Origin of the sequence: Microcoleus sp. K4-B3, from assembly GCF_036704615.1 — a bacterium.
Classification (GTDB): domain Bacteria; phylum Cyanobacteriota; class Cyanobacteriia; order Cyanobacteriales; family Microcoleaceae; genus Microcoleus.
In genome coordinates, this window is the sequence record NZ_JAUBSF010000018.1 from 21,900 (window position 1) to 44,333 (window position 22,434).

Here is a 22,434-nt window from a genome sequence, read left to right on the forward strand (position 1 = left end):
CTGATTTTGAGTCGATCGAACTGAGATGGTAGATTTTAGATTTTAGATTTTAGATTTTCCTCCCATCTAAAATCCAAAGCAAAACCCGCCGGTGCGGGTTGTTTGCTAACTGAAAAATTCTGTTTTTCCGAACTAGAGGGCTGGGCCAACCTCAGCCTGCTGAGGTTTAGCGCTTGCCTTTGGGGAACTGTTCGATACCAGCCCAACCGTAGAAAACCAGCTCGTCGTTCTGAACTCGGCAGCGGTCTACTCGCAGTTGAGTGCCCTCTAAGGCAAATTTGTCTAAGTCTAGCAAGTTATTTACGTGGGCAATTATAGCTTGACCCAAGTCTACTGCTTGCCCGTCACCGCCGTAAGTAACGCTGACAAATTGGATTTTGCGTCGGTCTTCTACTTGCAATTGAGCTGTAATATCTATGTTGACGGGTTCGCTGGCATCGCCTACGGTTATTTCGGACTTAAGCCGAATGGATTTGTCGGCTCCGAAGCTGACTTCAGTGTTTTGAAAGTGCAGAGATTGCTCTTGGTACTTCAGCTTCTGGAGTTTTTCAACTACAAAAGGTGTATTGAATGAGGTGGTTAAATCCGATCGAGTTAAGACTACTCGCATATTTGCCTGGGTAGGCTGCCGCAATTTCACTTGACCTGCAAAAATCGCCCCAAAATCAATGGAGAGTGCTTGCAGGTAGAGTTCCATCACTTCTATGCGGAGACCGTTGTACATCAACATACCTTTGCCAACGAAGTCGAAACCGTCGATGCTTCCCTGCAAGAGTTTGGCTACTGGTTCGACTCGGATGTTGGCCTCGGCCTTTTCAGAACGCTTGAATAAGGCTGCGATCGCAGCTCCTGCTACTTTACTAACAAGGCGATCGCCACTTTGACCTTGAAAGGATGTACTGCTAAACAAAGCTGCTACCATTTATTCGTTTGCTCATCTACAGTCGCCATTATAACCCTATATTAAGAAATGTAAAAATCGCTTGTGCTTATTCACTTCATAAGCAGATCTTGTTTTTTTGTCTGTCTTCAAAACAACATTGTTGAAATTTAAAGGCTCAGGGGGGTGCCTTGGAGACAGGCGCGATCGAGCAAGGCTCCATCCCAAACGGTTTGTTCGATCGTGGCGCAAAGTAAATTAGCCCCCGTCAGGTTAGCGCCGCGCAGTACGGCTCCATTCAGGATCGCTTCTTCCAAGTCAGCTCCCGACAAATCAGCGCCGGACAAATTGGCATGGCTCAAATCGGCGGAGTGCAAAATTGCCCGAGCCAAATTCGCGCCCCGCAAATCGGCCCCGCGAAAATCGACACCGCTCAAATCCAAATTGCCAATGGAGGCCCCCGTCAAAAAAGCACCCCCAAAACTTGCGTCGCGGACTAAAGCGTTAGCGAAGGAAGCTCCCCGCAAATCGGCATTGCGAAAATCTGCGCCTCGCAAGTCAGCGCCGCTCAAGTCAGCGCCGCGGAGGTTGGCTCGCAATACGGCCCGCTGCAAGTTAGCGCCGGCGAGATTAGCTCCACTCAAGTTGGCTTGAGACAAGTTAGCACCGACGAGATCGGCTCCCGCTAAGTCTTTGCCGGCTAAATCAGTGCCGGCCAACATCAGAATTTTGCCTTTGCGTATGGCTTCGAGGTCATTAGTCATTAGTCAGTTGTCTGTTGTTGGTTGTCAGTTGTTGGTTAACAGTCAACTGTCAACTGTCAACTGTCAACAGTCAACAGTCCAGTTATTTTACAATGCCGGAGCAGTCGCGGTCGTTCGATCGCCCAAATCCTCCAACCATACATTCGGCAGTTGACTCGGGCGGCTCGGTAACTCCATCAAACCCATTTCTGCCAGCCTGACGACGTTGCTGAGAGTTTCCACCAAAGCCGGATCGAAGCGAATGCCGCACAGTTCCCGGCACTCTTCTAAAGCTTCGCTCAAACTCAAAGCCGGACGATCGCCACGCGGTTGAGTCAATTCTTGAAAATGAGCGACCAACCCCAAAATCCGCGAAGCAACGGGTATTGTTTCGGATCGCAAACCCTCTGGCCTGCCGCTGCCGTCCCAATATTCGAGTTGGTGCTTGACAATTTCCGCCACAGGTGCTAATTCCGGCATTGCTTGGAGCAGTTGGGAACCAATGAAACTGCGATCGCGCCAAAATGCTAGAGTTGCTTGGTCAAAAGCATCGGGAGTGCGATCGAACACCTCATTCGGGGCCGAAACTAAGCCGACTCGAAACAGCAATCCAGCCAGCCGCAGCCTGCGCAACTGCAAAGCCGGCAAATCGAGCAGTTGACCCAAAGTTTCCGACAAAGCCGCCACCTGCAAAGACGCTGTAGGATTTGACGTATCTCGTTCGTCCACGCGCTGGGCCATCCGCAGAAAAGCTTGAAGTTTGTTAGCGTTCAAATTGCGGCTGATACGCAAAGCTTGACCTTCCAATTCCCACAACTCGCGGGTTTGGCGGTTAATTGCTACCATTTGCTGCTGAGAACTTTGCAGGTAAGTGACGATCCGCGATACGACGCCGCTAATGTCGGCCAAAGGCGGGCCTTTAGTTGCCAGGATTTCGTGGTACATTTCCAGCAAACTGTCGGCCAGGGGAGAGTTGTAATGTCGCGTCTGTTCTATAAAAATTTCTGCCGCAGCCGACACCAAAGACTGGTCAAACGACCACAAACCGTAGAACTTTCGCTCTGTATCTACTTCTGGCTTGCCCTCGGGCAAGTATTCCTCGGCTGAAAGTTCGCGGCAAAGCACCATTGCTTTGTATGTCGGGGCGAGGATGATTAAATTCCATTCTTGGATTAGCGGGTCGATCTCATCAAGATTTATTAAAGATACATTTTCTAATTGACCCGTTTTGTGGGTAGCGAAACCGCTGTCGGCTACTGCACCGATGACAACGCGCCGAGAGGCATTAGCAATATCTAGGTAGCGATCGGCTTCCTGTAAATACCATTTACCCTGCTGAAACGTCACCAAAACTAGGGGTTTGAGTTCGATATTTTCCCCGCCGCTGGTTTGCAAAATGTGGTCTTCTAGGGCGTGACACAGGGCTACTAGGGTGTTTTTGAAGTAAACCCCGTAGCTAGAAGGCAGTTTTCCGTCGGGAAGTGTAGCTTGTAGTCTGGCGAGAGTTGATTCTGGATTCATTACAAAAGGCGGTGCCGGCTTTTATTTATTGTAGCGGGCGATCGAACTTATCGAAAAAACTTTTGGCAAAAATCCGAGTTTTTGATTTTTCACCGCTTGGCAACCGAGTCAATGTAGAGTGCGCAATGCGCACTTTACTAATTTTAGCAACTTTGTAGAAACCCTCTGTCTTTGGCTGAGTTTTTTTAAGACCGGAAACCTGCCGAGAGGAAGACGCTAACTAAATTAAGTATTAACTACTATTTTTAAACAATATTATTAGGAATTCTGAGCGTGCTTCAAGAAAATAGGAGTTTAGGGGAACAGGCGATCGACAAAGTAGCCGAAATTGCTATTGCTAGCAAATTAGACGAATCGGAAACTTTGTCTGTCACAGTCAACACCGATCCGGGCCAGCTAGCCCAAGGAGCAGTAGAGGCCGTTGCGGTTGAGGGCAAAGGATTGGTAATGCAACAAGATTTGCGCGTGGAAGATTTGCAAATTCACGTCAAAGATATTGCTGTCAATCCCCTAACCGCTATGTTTGGCAAAATTGAACTGAACGGCCCTGCCTTCGGTACGGCACGCGCAGTTTTAACAGAAAGCGATATCAACCGCGCTTTTAATTCCGAATACATCAGCCGCAAACTGAACAACTTAAAAGTAACTGTTGACGGCAAACTGCTAACAATAGACGTTCAAACTATGGAGTGCCAGTTGCTGCAAACCGGAAAAATCGCTGTAAATGCTGAGGTATTGGTGCGGGAAACTGCCTCAACTGAAAACATTTATTTTACAGCAAAACCTCAGATCGAAGCGGGCGGTTGGGCAATTTCTCTTCAGGATGTCGAGTATCCCGACAACAAGGAATTTTCGCCTGAGTTTACTGCTGCTTTGGCGGACAAAGCTGGTGAAGTTTTAAACTTGCGAAATTTTGAACTTGAGGGAATGTCCCTGCGAATTCAGCAGCTAAATGTGGAAGCTGGTGTGCTGACTTTGCAAGCTGAAGCGAAAGTCGAACAATTCCCAAATTAGCAGTAGCGTTCTGAGGTTATTAGCTAGTAGGGCGCGTCAGTGGATTGGAGATTTTAGAGGTTAGATTTACTCCACAGATGAATCTGGTCTCTTGAACAAGAGTCTAAAATTTTTACATCTCCACGACATGAGTCGTTTGCAAGTATGCGTTTGTGGGCGGGGTCAAAAACCGAAAAGCTTTTGACATCTAGCAATTATTGGAACGGACGCACCCGAAGACTATGCTTTGAAACTACCTCCGCCCTTTTCTGATTTTTCGGGTACGAGCTTCTCAACCGAACTTACTCTAGAAACCCGGTTTTTTACCGGGTTTCTAGATACCCGCGCGTAAGTCCTACCAAAAATAATCTCTCGAAGGCGATCGCACTTTTTAAATCCCTCTAAAGTTATAAAAAAATCGATAGCAATCCGCAGCAAAATATCACCGCCGTTAGAGGCAGGCATGGGGAGTTTATTTTTACTCTTAACCAGTAGTAGTAAAAATTTGGAAAAATTTTGTGAACACTGTAACTGCTTTTTTTAAAAGACTGGGTATCGGTCAATTTTTGACTCAATTTTTGACTGTATTTATGGCAGGTTTGCTGCTATTTACCAGCACCGCTTGCAATGCGGGCGATGTTCAAGGTGCTCGACCCAATAATCCTCCCGTTCAAGCTGGAGGAATGAATAACCCTCACAAGGCTGGCGGTGATGGATACACGAATTATAAAAAATCCACCGATCCTAAAGTAAATCAGTCGCCTGCTCAAGCAGAAAAGAATCGGGCTGATTTGTCGATTATGGGCGATCGGCTCCTGGCCTGAACTACCGCTAAATCTAATTCCTCAAAACTGCTCGCTCCGGGTTGGGAACCGATGGAAACTGACAAGTTCGACCCGGAACTCGGCGGAGATAAAGCTTTGTTAGAAGCGCGAGACGGACAGCAGACTCAAGGTCAGCAGCTATTCGATCACAGCAAGACCGATGCCAATATTTTAGAGAGAGTAGAGGCAGCCGTTAAGGATGCTTCTGCTTTCTTGAAAAATAGCGCTGAAGATGCCAAGGAAAGATCCTCAATCCGCTGCAAAACTTGCGCGGTATAGCCGATTTGTAGGGGCTTTTTCTGAATTGTCCCTACACAATATTCACAAGACTTACCCAGAACTTCTATATCAGTCTTAGACGCAGCACCTGTAGGTGCACTGGGCGCACCTTGCGCTATATGTATCGTCGTCTAAAACTACTTTTTAGCCTTAGTCCTGTCTATGTAGGGTGCTTAGGGGCGCACCTTATTGTAGATTTTAGATTGGGATTTGAAATTTCTAGGACTTGCGCAAAAAATGGAAAAATGAACCATTGAAATTGCCGCGCTCCGGCCGGTAATGACAAACTCGCAATGACCGGGTTTTCTCATTAATGCACAAGTCCTGCTTTTATTCCTCTAAAGAAACTTTGTTTTATTTACGTTTCGAGTCAGAAACATCAGCAATCAAATCGTCTTTATCAACTTTCGGTACAAAATCAGGGCGTTCTTTGGATTCCCAACCGGGGGGGCGCTTGGAGTTGTACCAGGCGATCGAGCCGATCGTAACTGCGGCAATAAAGCCAGCAACAAGAACTAATATTGGAGTGGTCAAGCTGACACTTGATTCCGGCACTGGCTGCTGCATCAGCAGATCGATCGTTACTCGCTTGATGGGTGCAACAAGAACTGCCATGGGAGTGGTCAAGCTGATATCTATCATTAGGCCAAATCCTTATCTACTCTACTTTTACATTATCTTAAGTGCTAATGCCGTTTGGTTGATATATCGGAAGACAGAAAAATTGACAGAATTGCCGTCATAATGTTTAGAGGTTGAAAATAGGAGAGCTGATTTTATGCCGTTGGGGACAATAGCATTGCTGTTGGCTGCTAGTTTCAGCCTGGGTGCTTTACCGCTAACGGGATGGGCGGTGCGAGTGTTTGGCCGCCGAGATTTGAGGGCGCTGGGTACGGGGAATGTGGGGGTGTCGGCAGCTTTCGTTCACGGGGGGAAATTAGCGGGAATTGCTGCGGTGTTGGCGGAAATTGCCAGGGGTATTGCGCCGGTTTTGGCGGGGCGATTTTGGTTTCCGGATGCACCTGCGATCGCGATCGCCCTGTTAATTCCTCTAGTTGCGGGCAGATATGCGATCGCCCGAGGTGGAGGCGTGACCAACGCTGTTTGGGGTCTTTTTGTATTTTCGCCGCCGATGGCTGTATCATCGGGCATGTTGGGGCTGCTGGTGTGGGGTTTGGCACAGCGGTGGTGGGGTGAGGGCGATCGGGCGAGACTCTTTGCTTCCCGTTGCGGGTGTCTGTGCACGCCAATTTGGGTTTGGGTGTGGCGACAATCAATGCCCGAATTTTTAGCAGCAGCAGGATTAGCTGTTTTGTTAGCAGCAATTAATTTCAGTCAGGGTGATGATATGGCTTTATCTAAATCAGAGCAATTGTTTTCTCTTGATGACTCGTTAGATGCTGCAATCTGCGGCGATAAAGCTGCTAAATTGTCTCAACTCAAACGCGCAGGTTTTAACGTACCTGCTGGTTTTATATTGCCATCGAAGGAAGAAGAAAGTTCGGCAACGGATTATGTAACGGATGTAACGGATGGAACCAAGAAGGAAGAAGTCCGATGGAAGAAGGAAGAAGGAAGAGGGGAAAAGAAAAATGCCGAGCATTTGTCAAGTATTGATGTTTTAATCGCAAAGATAAAATCTAAAATTCGCGATCGTATAATTGTTCGCTCTTCTGCTGCGGGAGAAGACGGGGATCTTAGTTCAGCGGCTGGACAATATCAAACCATTGGGCCTGTTTCAACTAAGGCAGAATTGCTCGATGCAATTAATCGCTGTCGCCAGTCTTATTGGACTTCTGAAGCTGTGGCTTACCGCCGACAGCGACAGTTGCCCGATACCCAAATGGCAGTATTAATTCAGCCTTATATTGACAGCCAATTTGCGGGAGTCATGTTCAGCCGCAATCCTTTAGATGGCGGTTCTCAGATTATTATTGAAGCTGTGCCGGGAGGGGCTAAATCTGTTGTCGGCGGACAAGTTACTCCGGTTCATTTAGAAATAAATTTTAGTACACTTGAATCATTAGAAAAAAGTTTAAGTCAAATTAAAAATAATTCTATTATTGAGAAATCGATTATAGCAGAATTAGTCAAACAAGCGCAAGCAATCGAAGCTTTTTTTCACGGCATACCGCAGGATATTGAATGGACTTGGGACGGGGAAAAAGTTTGGATTTTGCAAAGCCGCCCGATTACAAATTTGCAGCCGTTTTGGACGCGAACTATTGCAGCCGAAGTGATTCCTGGTGCAATTCGCCCCCTAACTTGGTCGATTAACCGGCCCCTGACTTGCGGGGTTTGGGGAGAGATTTTTCAGGTGGTTTTGGGCGATCGCGCGATCGGCTTAAACTTTAATGAAACCGCAACTTTGCTGGGTTCTCACGCCTATTTTAATGCGACTTTGTTGGGCGAAATTTTTCGGATGATGGGATTGCCGGAGCAGGGTTTAGAATTTTTGCTCAGAGGGCAAAAAATGGGCAAGCCGCCTTTGGGGAAGATTTTGCCAAATTTGCCTGGTTTGTGGCGTCTGGTGCAGCGGGAGAGGGCGCTCAATGCAGAATTTAAGGGCGATCGCACTTCTATTTTCCTCCCAGCACTCCAAAGTCTGGAGAAAAAAGAGGGAAGTTCGGCAACGGATTTAACGGAATTGTTGGAGAGAGCGGAGCAAATTCAGGAGTGGCTGAAACCGATTACTTACTACAATATATTAGGGCCGATCGGGCTGGCAATTCGCAAAGCAATTTTTCGCCTGGCTGATGAATGGCTGGACAATGAGAGCGCTCCTGAAATTGCTTCTGTGCGAGCTTTACAGCAGTTGGCTCAGAAATTGCGACAAGCTGCTGTTTCGCAGTCTGAAGAAACTATTTCAGGAGCAGATTTAGCACATATATTTGCCGAAAGTCCGGCTTTACAAGCTAATTTTGAAAAGTGGCTTGATATTTACGGATATTTGAGCGAAGTGGGAACTGATATCGCTGTTCCTACTTGGCGAGAACAGCCAAAAATTTACCAAAAACTGCTAATAACTATGGCTCAAAAAGCCGAAACTAATTTAGTAGAAAAGCGGAAATTAGACTTAAATTTTGGGCAGAAGTGGCGGCTAGATAAATGTCAGGAAAGAGCGATAGTCAAAAACGAAATTAGCGAAATTTACGCGCGGTTGTTGGCTCACCTGCGCTGGACTTTTTTGGAGATAGAAGCTTGCGGATTGGCAATGCAGGTGTTTCAGGAAAGCGGGGATATTTTTTATCTGGAATTTGGAGAAATTCAGCAGTGGATTCGCAGCGGCGCGAGTGTTTCTTTTCAGGATACAATTAGCCAAAGGCGCGATGGCCTGTTAGCCGATCGCGATCGTCCGATTCCCCCTGTCGTCTACGGCAATTTGCTGCCAAATTCTCAGAAAAGGGCGATCGAACTTGCAACATCTGCAACTAATATCATCCAGGGAATTCCCGCAAGTATTGGCCGTGTCGAAGGCTTTGTCAAGATTTGCCGCACCGCGAGCACGGATTTAGGAGAAAATGCGATCGCAGTAGTTCCTTACACCGATGCAGGTTGGGCACCGCTGCTATTAGGAGCAACAGCAATTATCGCTGAAGTTGGCGGCCAATTGTCTCACGGAGCAATCATCGCTCGCGAGTACAAAATTCCCGCAGTCATGAATATTTCTGAAGCTACCACTCGCTTGCGAGACGGTCAAAAAGTCCGAGTAGACGGATATCTCGGCACTGTAGAATTGCTCGAATAAACGGAAAGAAAAATGTAACCCACATTCCGCACCCTGGGGTGTCACACAGCATAATTACGCAGAAAACTCTATTTTAAAGGTAATAAATTATGCTTTTGAAAAGTTTTTTATCTGTCAATATACTGTATGAAGGTATAATTTATAGCTTTATTGCTTGCTAAAAATCAGTAAAAACCGATTGTGACAGTTGAGGGTGCGGAATGTGGGATGTAAAAACTTGTTTGTAGGTAGGGACACGGCACTGCCGTGTCCCTACGGCTTCATAAACGTGGAATCTGCTGTATCTCCGAGCCCTACTTTCCTAGACTAAGAAATTCTCGACAACATAGTTCCCCACATTTCTACCCACACTTAAACCATTGACGTTAGCACTCATGAAATGAATGCCTCCGTAAAGGCGACTAAGGCCCGATTCGTCGGCCGCTTGACTGAAGTTTTCAAAGGTTCGCAAACTGTTGACAGTCCTGTCTCCTCTATCTGCAAAGCCAAAATCCGAACCAAACACAGAACTCATCACTGCATCTGCCGCACCGCTAAAGGTACTGTGGCCCGACGTGTACTCAGGGAACGGCGGAGTAGTTATCAGCGGAGTCCACAGGGGGTCGGCCGTCGTGTTCGGGTTGTTGTCCGTGTCAGCTTGGCGAATAGCTGTAACCGGCCGCCACAAGTTGTACTGATACTTGGCATCCCAGCAACTAATAGCTGCATCGGCTTCGGCAATATTCAGCAGGGCGAACAAGCGGGCGTTATCTTCCAGGGAGTTACCCCCCAGGGCCGATGCATCTTGGGCGATTTGGTTCCAGTGACCCGGAGGGGTAAACGTACCTGCGCCGTTGGCCCAGAATTTGGCGATGGCTGTTTGGTCGGGAGTCCGGGTGAGGCTGTCACTTTTGCCGATTTCTTTGACATAGTTAACTTCCTCTGCGTACTTGGCGCTGTCAAGCGCGGGCGGGCCGGGCGGGCGGAACTGAGAACCGCTAGTCATCGCAAAAGGAGTCACGTCCCGCCACTGTGGCGCCAGCGCGGCGGCAAGGGCAGGGGGAGTCGGCACCCAACTGCCTGGGTCGGTTTTGGGGGTGTACTGCACTACTTTCGTGATGCCGTCTGTATTCCGCGAACTAATAATTTGGTCGGCAACTTGCTGTCCGAGGGCGATACCGTCTTGTTTGGCTTTGCCGTCGGGAATTTTTGCTAGAGATGATTGCAATGCTGCGTCGAATTTACCTGCTTGTGCCGGGTAGAGGCTGACTAGGGTGCGGTGGGCTGCGGCTGCTGTGGCGGCTTCTTCTGATGCCCCTGCTGGTGCATCTATGCTGACGCGGTAAGGGCTGTATTTTTTGCTAATAGAGTTAACAGAGTCGTAAATGGCTGCGTGAACCATTGCCATGTTGCGGGAGGCGAGGGGAGGCGCGGTGCTGGCTGTCCGCACGGCGTCGAGTAAGGTGGTGTTCCAGTCTGTGACTGGGTTTCCCGATCGATGAGTGGTGAAGTTGTCGCTGTTGATGCTGCTGCTGTTGACTCCTGGCAATACTGCTAAATATTCGCCTGTTAGTTTGTCTTGAATTACGGTGCTGTTGCTGTTGGCGTCTGTGCCTTGCTGGATATTTAAGTCTTCAAATGTGAGGCCATCTAGCAATCGAATTTTGTCATTGCCGTTGCCGAAATCGGCGATGTAGTCGGCTGTGGCTACAGTTGGGCCGCCGCTGCCTTTAGCAATGGCAAATATATCATCGCCTGTGCCGCCGGTCACGGTATCGCTACCTGCGCCCCCGTAGATGAGATCGTTGCCGGAATCGCCACCAATTAGGTCGCTGCCTTTGCCTCCCCAGAGGATGTCGTCGTCTGCACCACCTAAAATATTATCGTTGCCTTGGTCGCCGCAGATTTTGTCTTTGCCTTGGTCACCTTCAAGAAAGTCGTCTCCGCTGTTGGCATAAATTATGTCGTTGCCATCCAAGGCGTTAAATCTGTCAGCTTGGGTGGTTCCTTCGAGATAGTCAAATTTAGGACTAGGGGTCAGGGATGCCATGTTTATTTATTGGATATTTTGATTAAATCGCAATGGTTTGTACCGTCTGTAGATGCTTAGGTCTGTTTACCCCTGAGCTAATATTATTAAACTTTCTGGTTGGGAAGTAAACACCACAACAAAAGTTTATTGGCTGTTTAATATTTAACGGGCTTTTTATGAACTTTTGCGGTCAGAAGCTACGTAAAAATACAGTCATTAAAACTGCTTCAAATACTACAACTTTGTTAAGTATTTTCAAAAAAAATTAGTATTGAGAGCAAAAAAAAATTGCCATCATAAAATGAGCGGATTGTATACCGGAGTAAGTAAATACAGCGTATCCCATAGGTTTATGAAGTGCAGTAAAGACAAGGCAATGTCTTGTCCCTACGGGAATTGATCGATCGGGGGTTTACCTCATAGGTCTGCTATATGCTGTATTTATTAAGCACTTCTCAAAGCTGCGATCGGGTCTAGTTTGGCGGCTTGGCGGGCGGGGACAACGCCGAAAAAGAGGCCGACTGCACCGGATACACTGACAGCAAGAGCGATCGCCACAGGCGAAATACCAGCTTGCAAGGGCGTGAAATTACCTATAAGCAAGATACCGCCGATACCTACGCAAGTACCGACTATCCCTCCGGCGGCTGATAAAATTACAGCTTCGACAATAAATTGAAATAAGATATCTTGTTGGGATGCGCCGATCGCCTTTCTGAGCCCAATTTCCTGAGTGCGTTCGCTGACGGACACCAGCATAATGTTCATAATCCCAATGCCGCCTACTAATAGGGAAATGCTGGCAACAGCAGTTAACATAAGTGTTAGAGCCCCGGAAATCGCACCCATTGTTGCCATTAAATCTTTTTGATTTCTCACTGTAAAGTCATCTTCGGTGGTAACTTTGTGCCGCAGTCTCAGCAAGTTTTCTACCTGAAATTGCGCCGCGTCCATTAGCAACTCATCTTTAATAGAAATATACATCGAGGTGACAGCTAAACCGTAGGGAGATTTCCGCCCGACAATGCGGTTTGCCATTGTGGCGATCGGCACTGCGGCCGAGTTATCGTAATTCGTACCAAAAGATGTCCCTTTGGGTGCCAATACTCCAATTACTTTGAGGCTGACATTTTGGATACGCACCTGTTCGCCCAAGGGATTTGTATTGCCAAAAAGTTTCTCCGCTAATTCTGAACCGAGAACCACAACTTGGTTACTTTGCTTAACATCTAGTTCGGTCAAAAACTGCCCTTTTGCCATTTCAAAGCTTCTGACTTCTAGAAATTCTGGAATTGTGCCGAAAATTAGAGCCGAAACATTTTTGTTGCTGTAGCGAACAATCTCTGAACTGTTAAGTTCGGCTGACACGCCTTGAACGGAGGGGACTTGAGTTGCGATCGCCTTTGCGTCTGGCAATACGAGAGTTTGAGGCACATTTGTCAGAGAACTTCGCCTCGCGTTGGGAACTCCCGGTCTCACGATTAATACGTTTGTACCCAGGGATTGGACTTGTCCTGCTACAAATTTTTGAGCTCCTTCTCCAATTCCAATCATGGCAATTACTGAGGCGTTGCCGACAATCATGCCAATCATTGTTAAACTGCTGCGAGTTTTGTTGGCTAGCAGTGTTTGGCCTGCCATTTTGACGCTTTCAAGAAAATTCATACTTTGTTATGAGTTATTAGTTATTAGTTATGAGTTATTTTTATAACAGCCAACAGTCAACAGTCAACAGTCAACAGCCAACAGCCAACCGTCAACAGTCAACAAACTAATTAAGCACTTCTCAATGCCACAATCGGGTCTAATTTAGCAGCTTGTTTTGCAGGTACGATGCCGAAAAATAAGCCGATACTGCCGGAAACACCGACTGCAAGTGAGATCGCCATTGGGGAAACACTAGCTTGCAGAGGAGTAAAAGCAGCTACTAAAAGCACGCCGCCGATACCGAATCCAGTGCCGATCGCCCCGCCTGCTGCTGACAAAATCACAGACTCGATCATAAACTGAATTAGGATATCTTGTTGAGATGCTCCGATCGCCTTTCTCAGTCCAATTTCCTTCGTGCGTTCGGTAACAGAAACCAGCATGATATTCATAATCCCGATGCCGCCGACAAACAGCGAAATTGCCGCCACAAAAGCCAACATCAATGTCAAAGCACCAGTAATACTGCCCAACGTCTTCATCAAATCTTTCTGATTTCGGACAGTAAAATCATCCTCCTTAGTAATTTTATGACGCAATCTGAGCAGATTTTCTATTTGAAATTGGGCTGCCTGCATCATAGTTTCATCCTTGATGGCAACCGAAATAAATGTTACTTTTGTACCGTAGGGAGACGATCTACCTACGATGCGATTGGCCATTGTTGTCAGCGGCAAATAAACATTCATATCTTGATTGTCGCCAAAACTAGAACCCTTAGCCTGCATGACTCCAATCACTTGAAATGTCGAGTTTTTGATGCGAATGTATTGACCTACTGGCTGTGTATTGCCAAATAATTGTTCGGCTGCTTCCGATCCTAAAGCAACAACATTTTCTTGTCTTTCTAAATCTAATTTGCTTAAAAAACGACCTTGACCAACATCAAAGCTTCTGACTGTCAGAAATTCTGGGGTAGTTCCGACAATGGAAGATGAGACATTTTTGTTGCGGTAAGTAACGAGTTGACTGTCATTGAGAGTTGGTGCGACTTCTTGGACAGAAGCAACTTGAGATGCGATCGCCTCTGCATCTTCCACTACTAAAGTCTGGGGCGGAATCACCGGGCGGGTTTGCGCTTCAGGACTGCCGGGAATAATAAATAGCAAGTTTGAACCCAGAGAGTTAACTTGTCCCTCGATAAATGTTTGAGCTCCTTCGCCGATACCGATCATAGAAATTACCGAAGCATTGCCGATGATAATTCCTAACATCGTCAAGGTGCTGCGAAGCTTGTTTGCCATCAAAGTTGTGACGGCCATTTTGACACTTTCAACAATATCCATAATTCGATTTTAGATTTTAGATTTTAGATTTTAGATTGGGAATTATTCGATTTTAGATTTTAGATTTTAGATTTTAGATTGGGGATTATTCGATTGGGGATTGGCGATTGGGGATTATTCGATTGGGGATTGGCGATTGGGGATTGGGATTATTCGATTGGGGATTTGGGATTTGGATTATTGGTGTCAAATTAATATTTAAACCTATAATAAATCTCGCTTGTAGTCTAGTCTATATCCCCCTAAATTCCCCTTAATAAGGGGGACTTTGAATACTGTTGTCCCCCCCTTGTTAAGAGGGACTTTGACTGCTCTTGTCCCCCCCTTAAGAAGGGGAGTTAGGAGGGATCTCCGGGTTGGGAAACACCCTAGAGCGATCGAGATAAATAATGCCCCATGCCCTATTCCCCATGCCCTACTTTTGATTCTTGATAATATCCTCTAATTTTTTACCTTGAGGAAGTTCGGTAAAAACGCGATCGCCCGCTTTTGCACCCTCCAAAATCTGAATCTTGTTGCCAATAGTCGAGCCAACCGTAACAGGCTTAAACTTCGGCTGTTGTTTCTCATCAGGAACTAGCACACCCGTTTGACCTTTATTAGTCACAATTGCCACCGTCGGCACAACTAAAGCATTGCTCAGCTTTTGACCCACAAATCTCAAATCTACATTCATCCCCGATTGCAGCGACTCTTTGCCCGTGTCGATTGCAACTCGCACTTGAAATAGCGTCACATCCCGTTCCTTAACAGCTTCCGGCGCAATTAATTTAACGCGGCCTTTAAACACTTTATCTGGATAAGCATCGGCGACTATTTCAACTTCTTGACCCGGTTTAATTTGACTGATATCAGCCTCCGGGACTTTCGCCAAAACTTCCACATCTCTAGCTAAAGCGACAATCGATGTCGAAGTTGCCGAAGTAGCTTCCGAGGCCGAAGTTGCAGGAGTTACAAAAGCTCCTTGGATGGCGTATCTTTGGGTAATAATTCCCGCAAAAGGAGCGCGAACTTTCGTATCTTCTAACTGCACTTCTTGAAAGCGGACTTGAGCTTGAGCTTCCTCTAATTCAGCTTTAGCTTGAGCTATTTCTTCCGGGCGAGAACCGTTTTCTTGTGCGGCCAATTGGCTTTTTGCTTCAGCAACTGCTGCTTCGGCTTTGGCGATTTCTTCTGGACGGTTGCCGTTTTCTACTTGCGCTAATTTGCTTTTTGCTTCGGCAACTTCTGCTTCGGCTTTGGCAATTTCTTCCGAGCGCGTGCCGTTTTGCAATTGCTTCAATGCTTGCTGCTCGACTTGCACAGCAGCTTGCAGTTGCTGAATTTGCGACTCCCGACTTTCTTGCAGTTGTTGCAGGCGTCTTTGAGATTCTATTAATTTAGCTTGGGCAGTACGATTTTCTTTAATTAATTCATCGAGTTTATCTTTAGCCAGAGCACCTTCTTCCACTAGCGGGCGATTGCGTTCCACCCGTTGAGCGGTTAGTTCGGCTTGGGCTTTACTCGAGTCAATTTGCGTTTGTGCTTGGGCAATTTCTTGTTTGACACTGCCGGTTTGAGCATCTGCTAAACGAGCTTGAGCTTGGGCTAAACGAGCTCGCCCTTGGCTGACTTCTTCAACGCGGCTGCCGGCTCGCAGTTGCTGCAAGCCGGCTTGAGTTTGCTGCAAGCGGGCTCTGGCTCCTGCAACTTCTTCCACGCGACTGCCGGCTTGGACTTGCGCGAGACTGGCTTCGGCTTGCTCTAAGCGCGCTCGGGCGCTGGCGATGTCTTCCGATCGATTCCCGGCTTCGATTTTGGCAAGTTTGGCTCGCGCGCTGGCTTCGCGGGCTTTAGCTTGAGCGAGTTGAGCTTCTACATCGCGGCTTTCCATGCGGGCAACAATCTGTCCTGCTTCCACTTTATCGCCCTGTTCGACAAACAATTCTGCTATGCGCCCCGAGCCTTTGGGGCTGAGATTCACGCGCTGTACCGGCTGCACCGTGCCGCTCGACGTGATCCGCACCGTGAGGTTTTGCGCTTCCACCGGCACTGTCATAGTGGCGATCGCATCTACTTTGGGCTGCGATCGACTTTTTGCTATATATATAGTGGTCGGTACAGCTAGCAACCCGGCTGCAACCAACCCAATCGCCCACCGCTGCGGTTTGCGCGCGGGTTTCTTTGGAGACTGCTTTTGGGCGGTTTTGTTATCTGCAATTTTGGTCTCTGCGGCCTTGGTGTCTACAGTCTGAGTATCTTCCACCTTGACCTGAGCAGTTTCCTTTTTAGGGCTAACGATCATACCGACTCACCTAATTTAATCTCAGGATTACCTTTAAAGGTAAAATTTTTGCTGATGCTTGGCATCGTCTTTCAGACTCATCCGATCGGGTGAATTTAAAAAAGTTCCCCAATCAGCACCTGTAAACAATTATAGCTAATCTTTGCAAATTATTAAATAATGTTAAGTTTTTTCAGCTAAAAGAGGTGGGTCTAAACAGAATCGCTCTTGGCTGCTGGCAAATAAAAATATATTTTAGTAAATAATATCATTTTTGGGATCTAGGAACGCTCTCCTCACCAGCGATCGCAGTGGGATATGACAGCGGGCGATCGACCGTCACTAGGTCATTGCGGACTCGCGATCCCATCGCTGCGATCGCATCTAGCAGTGCGAAGCTCGTAACGACACAGTATTAACACGCTTACTCTCATAAACCCGGCTTCTGCGACAAATAACAGGTTTGTCCGCGAAGAATCCGCGCAGAAACCCGGTTTCACGGGTAGCGGTGCGTAAATCCTGAATACATATCCGCCCTGTGCCCACAACAGGTTAAAATATTTTTCAAATCCGTTAAAAATGGAAAATCAAAATAATGAATCGTCCTCAAAGCGTTACAGTTCTGGCAATTTTGCAGCTAATTAGCGGCGTATTCAGCCTCCTTGACGGCTTGTTCATCTTACTTTTTGCCGGCCTTTTTGGCGGTCTCGGTGCGGCAGTCGGCGGGGCGAAAGTTGGCACTGTAATCGGCAGCTTCATTGCAATTTTTGCGGCGCTCAGTTTTATTTTAGGCCTCCTCTCCTTACTCTTAGCTTGGGGTTTGTTTCAACTCAAAAAATGGGCTTGGACGGGAACGTTAATTGTCCACATCATCGCCACCATCGCGCAAATTGTCAAAATGTTGGGTAGCGGCGGTACAGCAGTCAATTTTTTAACTTTGGGTTTTGCAGCGGCTAGCATTTACTACCTGTTGCGGCCGGATGTTAAACAAGCATTTCGTGTCTGATTTCTTTTTCATTAACGGTACTGAATTCTCGGATCTAAAAAAGCATAGGAAATATCAACCGCCAGATTAATCAGTACAAAAGTCACAGACACAAAAATTACTCCGCCTTGGACAATTGGGTAATCCCGCGTCAGAATACCAGTGTAAATCCAAGAACCAATTCCCGGCCACGAGAAAATCGTTTCGGTCAGAATAGCGCCGCTTAAAAGAGTGCCGAACTGCAAACCTATAGTTGTGACGATCGGCAAAAACGCATTTTTCAAAGCGTGTTTCAAAATCACCCAATATTCCGGCAATCCCTTAGCCCTCGCAGTGCGGATGTAATCTTGAGAAAGCACTTCCAGCATCGCAGAACGGGTGATGCGAGCGATAATAGCCAGCGGAATAGTTCCTAAAGTCAAAGCTGGCAGGATTAAATGGGCGATCGCATCTCGCAAAGCCGCCAAATCCCACCTCAGCAAAGAATCCAAAACATAAACACCCGTAATCGACTTAAAACCAAACCCCAAATCTACACTAATCCGCCCGCTAGGAGGCAGCCATTTCAGATAAACAGCAAACAAATAAATCAACATCAATCCCAACCAATACACCGGCAAAGATACGCCAATTAACGAACCGCTCATCGCGAGATTGTCCAGCCAGCTATTTTTCCGAACAGCAGCCAAAATCCCCGCCGGAATTCCGATAAGAAGTGCCACCAACATCCCCACAACAGACAGTTCAAAAGTTGCAGGCCAGCGAGTTCTAATTTCATCAATTATCGGAATACCGCTAATAATGCTATTTCCCAAGTCAAAGCGAAGTAAACTCCATAAAAAAGCCAAATATTGCAAAGGTAAAGGCTGATTCAAACCTAATCTCGCTCTCAAAATTTCCACCTGTTCGGGAGTTCCCCGTTCTCCCAAAAGCACTGTAGCTGGGTCTCCCGGTATCAAATGCAAAAATATAAATACTAGCAGAGTGATTCCGAAAAGGACTGGCAATAGTCCCAGCAAACGTTTAACAATATATTTAGCCATAATTAGATTTGAGATTTGAGATTTGAGATTTGAGAACAAAAATATGAATCAAAAAGTAAATTTATGTAAAGTATGAGGAACTAAAGAGAAGATATTTTGATCGACAGTTACATACTTACGCACATACTTACGCAGACATAGGCTGTTGTAAGATTGATTTTCTTTTGGGGTAAATCTTGCCGGCGATCGCACTAGCAGCAGACAAAAACGAGCGCTCGCACATTTAACTGCAATCTACGCATTTTGTGACATAAATTAATTTGTGAGGTGTATTATGCCTTCCTCAAGAATATCAGCACGCGCGATCGCCTTTATCGACACTCAAGTAGAAGATTATCAAAGTCTAGTTGCAGGAGTAAAACCAGGAACAGAGGTGGTGGTTCTGGAAACAAGAGGAGATGCGATCGCGCAAATCACTCGAGTCTTAGCAACTCACACCAATATAGACAGTATTCATCTAATTTCCCACGGCAGTCCAGGCAATTTGCAACTGGGCAAAATAAGACTGTGTTTGGATAACCTCAAAACTTATGAACACCAATTGCAGCAATGGCGGCACGCTTTAACTATAGATGCAGACATCCTGATTTACGGTTGCAGGGTAGCATCTGACCTCACCCCTAATCCCTTCCTCCAACGCATTGCCGCCCTCACAGGTGCAAATATCGCCGCATCTGGCAATCCCACCGGGAGTGCAGCCAAAGGCGGCGACTGGGAACTGGAAGTTACCACAGGGAAAATTAAAGCACCCACAGTGTTTAAGCCAGATGTCATGGCAGCTTACAGCCACGTCCTCTCTCTCTTCTCACCTCCGACCAGCTATAGCGTAGGGTCCTATCCACACTCATTATATCCAAGCTTAGATAGACAAGTCTCAGTTGCAATAGGGGACTTCAATAACGATACTTTCTCCGACTTAGCTGTGACGAATTCTGACTCCAACATCGTCTCAATTTTGCTGGGAGATGGTACAGGTAGTTTTGGTATTCCGAGCAACTATAGCGCTGGGTCATCTCCACACTCAGTTGCAGTGGGGGACTTCAATAACGATACGTTCTCCGACTTGGTTTTGGTGAATAATGGCGCCAACAACGTCTCAATTTTGCTGGGAGATGGTACAGGTAGCTTTGGTACTCCGAGCAACTATAGCGCTGGGTCATCTCCACAATCAGTTGCAATAGGGGACTTCAATAACGATACCTTCCCGGACTTGGCTGTGGCGAATAGTTACTCCAACAACGTCTCAATTTTGCTGGGAGATGGTACGGGTAGCTTTGGTACTGCTACCAAATATAGCACTGGGTACCGTCCCCATTCAGTTGCAATAGGCGACTTCAATAACGATACCTTCTCCGACTTGGTTGTGACAGATACTAATAGCTCCAAAAACGTCTCAATTTTGCTGGGAAATGGTACGGGTAGCTTTGGTACTGCTGCCAATTTTACCGCAGGTTACAGTCCCGGTTCAGTTGCAATAGGGGACTTCAATAACGATACCTTCTCCGACTTGGCTGTGGCGAATGATTCCTTGATCAGCGTTTACTCGAACAACGTCTCAATTTTGCTGGGAGATGGTACGGGTAGCTTTGGTACTGCTACCAAATATAGCACTGGGTACGGTCCCGATTCAGTTGCAATAGGGGACTTCAATAACGATACCTTCTCCGACTTGGCTGTGGCGAGTGTTGACTTCAACAAAGTCTCAATTCTGCTTGGCAGCACATCTGTTGACGTAAATTTCGGGGCTCCCACCTACAGGGAAAATGAAGGAACCCAAGATACAGCAATTAATATTCCTGTCACTCTCAACAAGGCTCCACTGATTGACGTAACCGTACCAATTGTCATCAACCCCAACAGTACCGCCACTCAAGGTGCTGACCAAGATTACACCCTTTCTACTACTGTTACATTTCCCGCAGGTGCTTCCGGTACTGCCCTTACTCAGAATATTGCAGTCACCATCAAACCTGACAACCCCCCTGAGAACGATGAAACAGTCATTTTAGGCTTTGGCCCGATCGCAGGTGCCGTTGCAGGTACAATCCCTGAAACCACACTGACTATTGGAAAACCAGCACCTAACTTGGAATGGTTCAAGCAATTCGGCACACCTATTTACAATAGCTTCAGGAGCACAGCATTTGACAGTGCAGGCAATCTCTATCTGACAGGAGATACCTATAACCCTGTGAGTGGAACGAATCCAAGTAGAAATGCCTGGGTAGCCAAATATGACAGCAGTGGCAGTCAGTTGTTGCTCAAGCAGTTAGAGATTGGCAGTGATTATTTAGAAGGAATAGAGAAGAGTGTAGTGGATAGTGCTGGTAATGTCTACCTGATAGGAAGAGCGCAGTTTAACGACGTTTGGGTAGCTAAGTATGACAGCATTAGCAGCCAGTTGTGGCTTAAGCCGTTCGTCAGTAACTCCCCCAGAACCTCTGATCTTAAAGACTATCCCTCAGACCTAGCTGTGGATAGTGCTGGCAATGTCTACATTTCAGGAACAAGGGCCCTTAATATCCGTTCAGGTCAAACATTTCCAAAGGCCTGGGTAGCCAAGTATGACCACAGCGGCAACCAGTTGTGGTCGAAGGATGTCAATTCTGACACCTACGATTTCTCCTCCGGTGGCATAAAAGTGGATAGCAGTGGCAATGTCTACCTGACGGCCACAAACTATAACTGGTCAAAAGGTTATCCATCGGATTTGGACACCTGGGCAGCTAAGTATGACAGCAATGGCAATCAGTTGTGGCTGAATCAATTCGGGACTACTGACGTTGACTTGGCAGCAACAAAAGTGTTAGCAGCACTCGATAGCGGTGGCAATCTCTACCTCACGCGACAAACCGAGAGCGGTTTGGGAGGCCCCAATGCAGGGGGTCTAGATATTGTGACAACTAAGTACGACAGCAATGGCAACCAGTTGTGGCTGAAGCAATTCGGGACTGCTGACTCTGACTCCCCCTCAGAGTTAGCAATCGATAGCGCTGGCAATCTCTACCTGATGGGAGAAACCAAGGTCATAAATTCAGAGCGTCTAGATACTTGGGCAACTAAGTACGACAGCAATGGCAACCAGTTGTGGCTGAAGCAATTCCTGACTATCAACTCTAGCTTCCTCTCAGACTCCGTTTCAGACTCAGCAGTTGATAGCGCTGGCAATGTCTACCTGATGGGAGAAACTAACGGCTCTTTGGTAGGCCAAAATGCAGGTGGTCTAGATATTTGGGCAACTAAGTACGACAGCAATGGTAACCAGTTGTGGCTGAAGCAATTCGGGACTGCTAACTTTGAATTAGCCTCAGAGTTAGCACTCGATGGCGCTGGCAATGTCTACCTGATGGGAGAAACCAGTGGAGATATTTGGGTTGCTAAACTCGGCACAATCACAGAGGTAGTCACACCAACTCCTACGACAACACCAACGCCATCTGTCACGCCAACGCCCAATCCGACATCAACACCAACGCCATCTGTCACGCCAACGCCCAATCCGACATCAACACCAACGCCATCTGTCACACCGACACCAACGCAGAACTCTTCTCCAATTATCGGTACTGATGGCGACGATTTCCTTGCAGGCGATCGCAGCAACGATACCATTAGCGGTAAACAGGGATACGATACCCTCAGCGGTCTTGATGGCAATGATTGGATGTATGGTCATCAAGGTAATGATTTTCTCGAAGGTGGCAACGGGGATGATACCCTTTACGGTGGCAAGGGAAATGATACCCTGATTGGCAATAACGGTGAGGATGTTTTGAGGGGCGATCGCGCTTCTGACAGTCTCATTGGCGGTGAAGGGAATGATACTCTCTACGGCGGTAAGGGCAATGATACTTTATTTGGCAGCTTGGGAAATGATTGTTTGATTGGAGGTTTGGAGAGCGATCGATTCCTCTTAGGACTTGATGCTGGAACGGATACTATTTTTGACTTTGAAGACGACAAAGATTTGCTGATACTTGCTAGCGGTATCACCTTCTCCCAATTGGCAATTACTCAAAGTAACAGTGCAACTTTAATCCGGTTTGTCCCTACCGGGGCAATCTTGGCATCTCTAAGCGCGATATCGGCGAGTCAAATTAATGCTACCGATTTCACTTTCCTCTAAAACATGACTTACGCATAAACTCTAT

Annotated in this window: 16 protein-coding genes; 6 read left to right on the forward strand and 10 right to left on the reverse strand. The window is 46.9% G+C overall.

The annotated features are described in order from the left end of the window. Window positions 1-166: 166 nt before the first annotated feature. The 3 genes from QUA78_RS11000 to QUA78_RS11010 form a co-directional block, all read right to left on the reverse strand. Window positions 167-922 carry a DUF2993 domain-containing protein gene (locus tag QUA78_RS11000; protein WP_333301100.1) on the reverse strand — a complete coding sequence of 252 codons (756 nt, stop codon included), beginning with the start codon at window positions 920-922 and terminating at the stop codon, window positions 167-169. Window positions 923-1,050: 128 nt separating this feature from the next. Further along, window positions 1,051-1,644 carry a pentapeptide repeat-containing protein gene (locus QUA78_RS11005; protein ID WP_333301098.1) on the reverse strand — a complete coding sequence of 198 codons (594 nt, stop codon included), beginning with the start codon at window positions 1,642-1,644 and terminating at the stop codon, window positions 1,051-1,053. Between the two features lie 87 nt (window positions 1,645-1,731). Continuing rightward, window positions 1,732-3,144, reverse strand: a complete 1,413-nt coding sequence (locus tag QUA78_RS11010) for a DICT sensory domain-containing protein (RefSeq protein ID WP_333301096.1) — start codon at window positions 3,142-3,144, stop codon at window positions 1,732-1,734. A 273-nt stretch (window positions 3,145-3,417) separates the two neighbouring features. Here QUA78_RS11010 and QUA78_RS11015 point away from each other — a divergent pair, with 273 nt between their 5' ends. After that, window positions 3,418-4,158 carry a DUF2993 domain-containing protein gene (locus tag QUA78_RS11015; RefSeq protein WP_333301095.1) on the forward strand — a complete coding sequence of 247 codons (741 nt, stop codon included), beginning with the start codon at window positions 3,418-3,420 and terminating at the stop codon, window positions 4,156-4,158. 219 nt (window positions 4,159-4,377) lie between these two features. Here QUA78_RS11015 and QUA78_RS11020 read toward each other — a convergent pair whose 3' ends face one another. Further along, window positions 4,378-4,602: a hypothetical protein gene (locus QUA78_RS11020; RefSeq protein ID WP_333301093.1), complete on the reverse strand. Its 225-nt coding sequence runs from the start codon at window positions 4,600-4,602 to the stop codon at window positions 4,378-4,380. Between the two features lie 53 nt (window positions 4,603-4,655). Here QUA78_RS11020 and QUA78_RS11025 point away from each other — a divergent pair, with 53 nt between their 5' ends. Together QUA78_RS11025 and QUA78_RS11030 are read left to right on the forward strand one after the other, a co-directional pair. After that, the gene (locus QUA78_RS11025) at window positions 4,656-4,961 is read left to right on the forward strand and encodes a DUF6658 family protein (protein WP_333301091.1); all 306 of its coding nucleotides are present in this window, start codon (window positions 4,656-4,658) and stop codon (window positions 4,959-4,961) included. Window positions 4,962-5,012: 51 nt separating this feature from the next. Continuing rightward, window positions 5,013-5,240, forward strand: coding sequence for a hypothetical protein (locus QUA78_RS11030; protein WP_333301089.1), 228 nt, complete (start codon window positions 5,013-5,015; stop codon window positions 5,238-5,240). A gap of 354 nt (window positions 5,241-5,594) precedes the next feature. Here QUA78_RS11030 and psb35 read toward each other — a convergent pair whose 3' ends face one another. Further along, entirely contained in the window at window positions 5,595-5,807 is a 213-nt protein-coding gene (psb35, locus tag QUA78_RS11035; RefSeq protein WP_333301143.1) for a photosystem II assembly protein Psb35, read from the reverse strand. A 211-nt stretch (window positions 5,808-6,018) separates the two neighbouring features. Here psb35 and QUA78_RS11040 point away from each other — a divergent pair, with 211 nt between their 5' ends. After that, entirely contained in the window at window positions 6,019-8,988 is a 2,970-nt protein-coding gene (locus QUA78_RS11040) for a glycerol-3-phosphate acyltransferase (protein WP_333301087.1), read from the forward strand. 301 nt (window positions 8,989-9,289) lie between these two features. Here QUA78_RS11040 and QUA78_RS11045 read toward each other — a convergent pair whose 3' ends face one another. From QUA78_RS11045 to QUA78_RS11060, 4 genes are all read right to left on the reverse strand, one after another. Next, the gene (locus QUA78_RS11045; RefSeq protein ID WP_333301086.1) at window positions 9,290-11,017 is read right to left on the reverse strand and encodes a chemotaxis protein CheB; all 1,728 of its coding nucleotides are present in this window, start codon (window positions 11,015-11,017) and stop codon (window positions 9,290-9,292) included. Window positions 11,018-11,443: 426 nt separating this feature from the next. Further along, window positions 11,444-12,664: an ABC transporter permease gene (locus QUA78_RS11050; RefSeq protein ID WP_333301084.1), complete on the reverse strand. Its 1,221-nt coding sequence runs from the start codon at window positions 12,662-12,664 to the stop codon at window positions 11,444-11,446. A 110-nt stretch (window positions 12,665-12,774) separates the two neighbouring features. Next, on the reverse strand, window positions 12,775-13,992 hold the full coding sequence (locus QUA78_RS11055; protein WP_333301082.1) for an ABC transporter permease: 1,218 nt from the start codon (window positions 13,990-13,992) through the stop codon (window positions 12,775-12,777). 415 nt (window positions 13,993-14,407) lie between these two features. Next, window positions 14,408-16,276 carry an efflux RND transporter periplasmic adaptor subunit gene (locus QUA78_RS11060; protein ID WP_333301080.1) on the reverse strand — a complete coding sequence of 623 codons (1,869 nt, stop codon included), beginning with the start codon at window positions 16,274-16,276 and terminating at the stop codon, window positions 14,408-14,410. Between the two features lie 574 nt (window positions 16,277-16,850). Here QUA78_RS11060 and QUA78_RS11065 point away from each other — a divergent pair. Next, window positions 16,851-17,261 carry a hypothetical protein gene (locus QUA78_RS11065; protein ID WP_172191115.1) on the forward strand — a complete coding sequence of 137 codons (411 nt, stop codon included), beginning with the start codon at window positions 16,851-16,853 and terminating at the stop codon, window positions 17,259-17,261. Window positions 17,262-17,272: 11 nt separating this feature from the next. Here the strand turns inward: QUA78_RS11065 and QUA78_RS11070 are convergent, their stop codons facing one another. Beyond that, on the reverse strand, window positions 17,273-18,283 hold the full coding sequence (locus tag QUA78_RS11070) for an ABC transporter permease (RefSeq protein WP_333301078.1): 1,011 nt from the start codon (window positions 18,281-18,283) through the stop codon (window positions 17,273-17,275). Between the two features lie 274 nt (window positions 18,284-18,557). Between QUA78_RS11070 and QUA78_RS11075 the strand changes: the two genes are divergently transcribed. Continuing rightward, on the forward strand, window positions 18,558-22,409 hold the full coding sequence (locus QUA78_RS11075) for a DUF4347 domain-containing protein (RefSeq protein WP_333398786.1): 3,852 nt from the start codon (window positions 18,558-18,560) through the stop codon (window positions 22,407-22,409). The last annotated feature ends 25 nt before the right edge of the window (window positions 22,410-22,434 follow it).

What these genes read in the sequence shown, in the direction of transcription:
- QUA78_RS11040 (WP_333301087.1), top strand. Translation starts at nt 6,019, where the DNA reads ATGCCGTTGGGGACAATAGCATTGCTGTTGGCTGCTAGTTTCAGCCTG.
- QUA78_RS11055 (WP_333301082.1), bottom strand. Translation starts at nt 13,992, where the DNA reads ATGGATATTGTTGAAAGTGTCAAAATGGCCGTCACAACTTTGATGGCA.
- QUA78_RS11065 (WP_172191115.1), top strand. Translation starts at nt 16,851, where the DNA reads ATGAATCGTCCTCAAAGCGTTACAGTTCTGGCAATTTTGCAGCTAATT.
- QUA78_RS11000 (WP_333301100.1), bottom strand. Translation starts at nt 922, where the DNA reads ATGGTAGCAGCTTTGTTTAGCAGTACATCCTTTCAAGGTCAAAGTGGC.
- QUA78_RS11005 (WP_333301098.1), bottom strand. Translation starts at nt 1,644, where the DNA reads ATGACTAATGACCTCGAAGCCATACGCAAAGGCAAAATTCTGATGTTG.
- QUA78_RS11075 (WP_333398786.1), top strand. Translation starts at nt 18,558, where the DNA reads ATGCCTTCCTCAAGAATATCAGCACGCGCGATCGCCTTTATCGACACT.
- QUA78_RS11070 (WP_333301078.1), bottom strand. Translation starts at nt 18,283, where the DNA reads ATGGCTAAATATATTGTTAAACGTTTGCTGGGACTATTGCCAGTCCTT.
- QUA78_RS11020 (WP_333301093.1), bottom strand. Translation starts at nt 4,602, where the DNA reads ATGCCTGCCTCTAACGGCGGTGATATTTTGCTGCGGATTGCTATCGAT.
- QUA78_RS11030 (WP_333301089.1), top strand. Translation starts at nt 5,013, where the DNA reads ATGGAAACTGACAAGTTCGACCCGGAACTCGGCGGAGATAAAGCTTTG.
- QUA78_RS11060 (WP_333301080.1), bottom strand. Translation starts at nt 16,276, where the DNA reads ATGATCGTTAGCCCTAAAAAGGAAACTGCTCAGGTCAAGGTGGAAGAT.
- QUA78_RS11050 (WP_333301084.1), bottom strand. Translation starts at nt 12,664, where the DNA reads ATGAATTTTCTTGAAAGCGTCAAAATGGCAGGCCAAACACTGCTAGCC.
- psb35 (WP_333301143.1), bottom strand. Translation starts at nt 5,807, where the DNA reads ATGCAGCAGCCAGTGCCGGAATCAAGTGTCAGCTTGACCACTCCAATA.
- QUA78_RS11010 (WP_333301096.1), bottom strand. Translation starts at nt 3,144, where the DNA reads ATGAATCCAGAATCAACTCTCGCCAGACTACAAGCTACACTTCCCGAC.
- QUA78_RS11045 (WP_333301086.1), bottom strand. Translation starts at nt 11,017, where the DNA reads ATGGCATCCCTGACCCCTAGTCCTAAATTTGACTATCTCGAAGGAACC.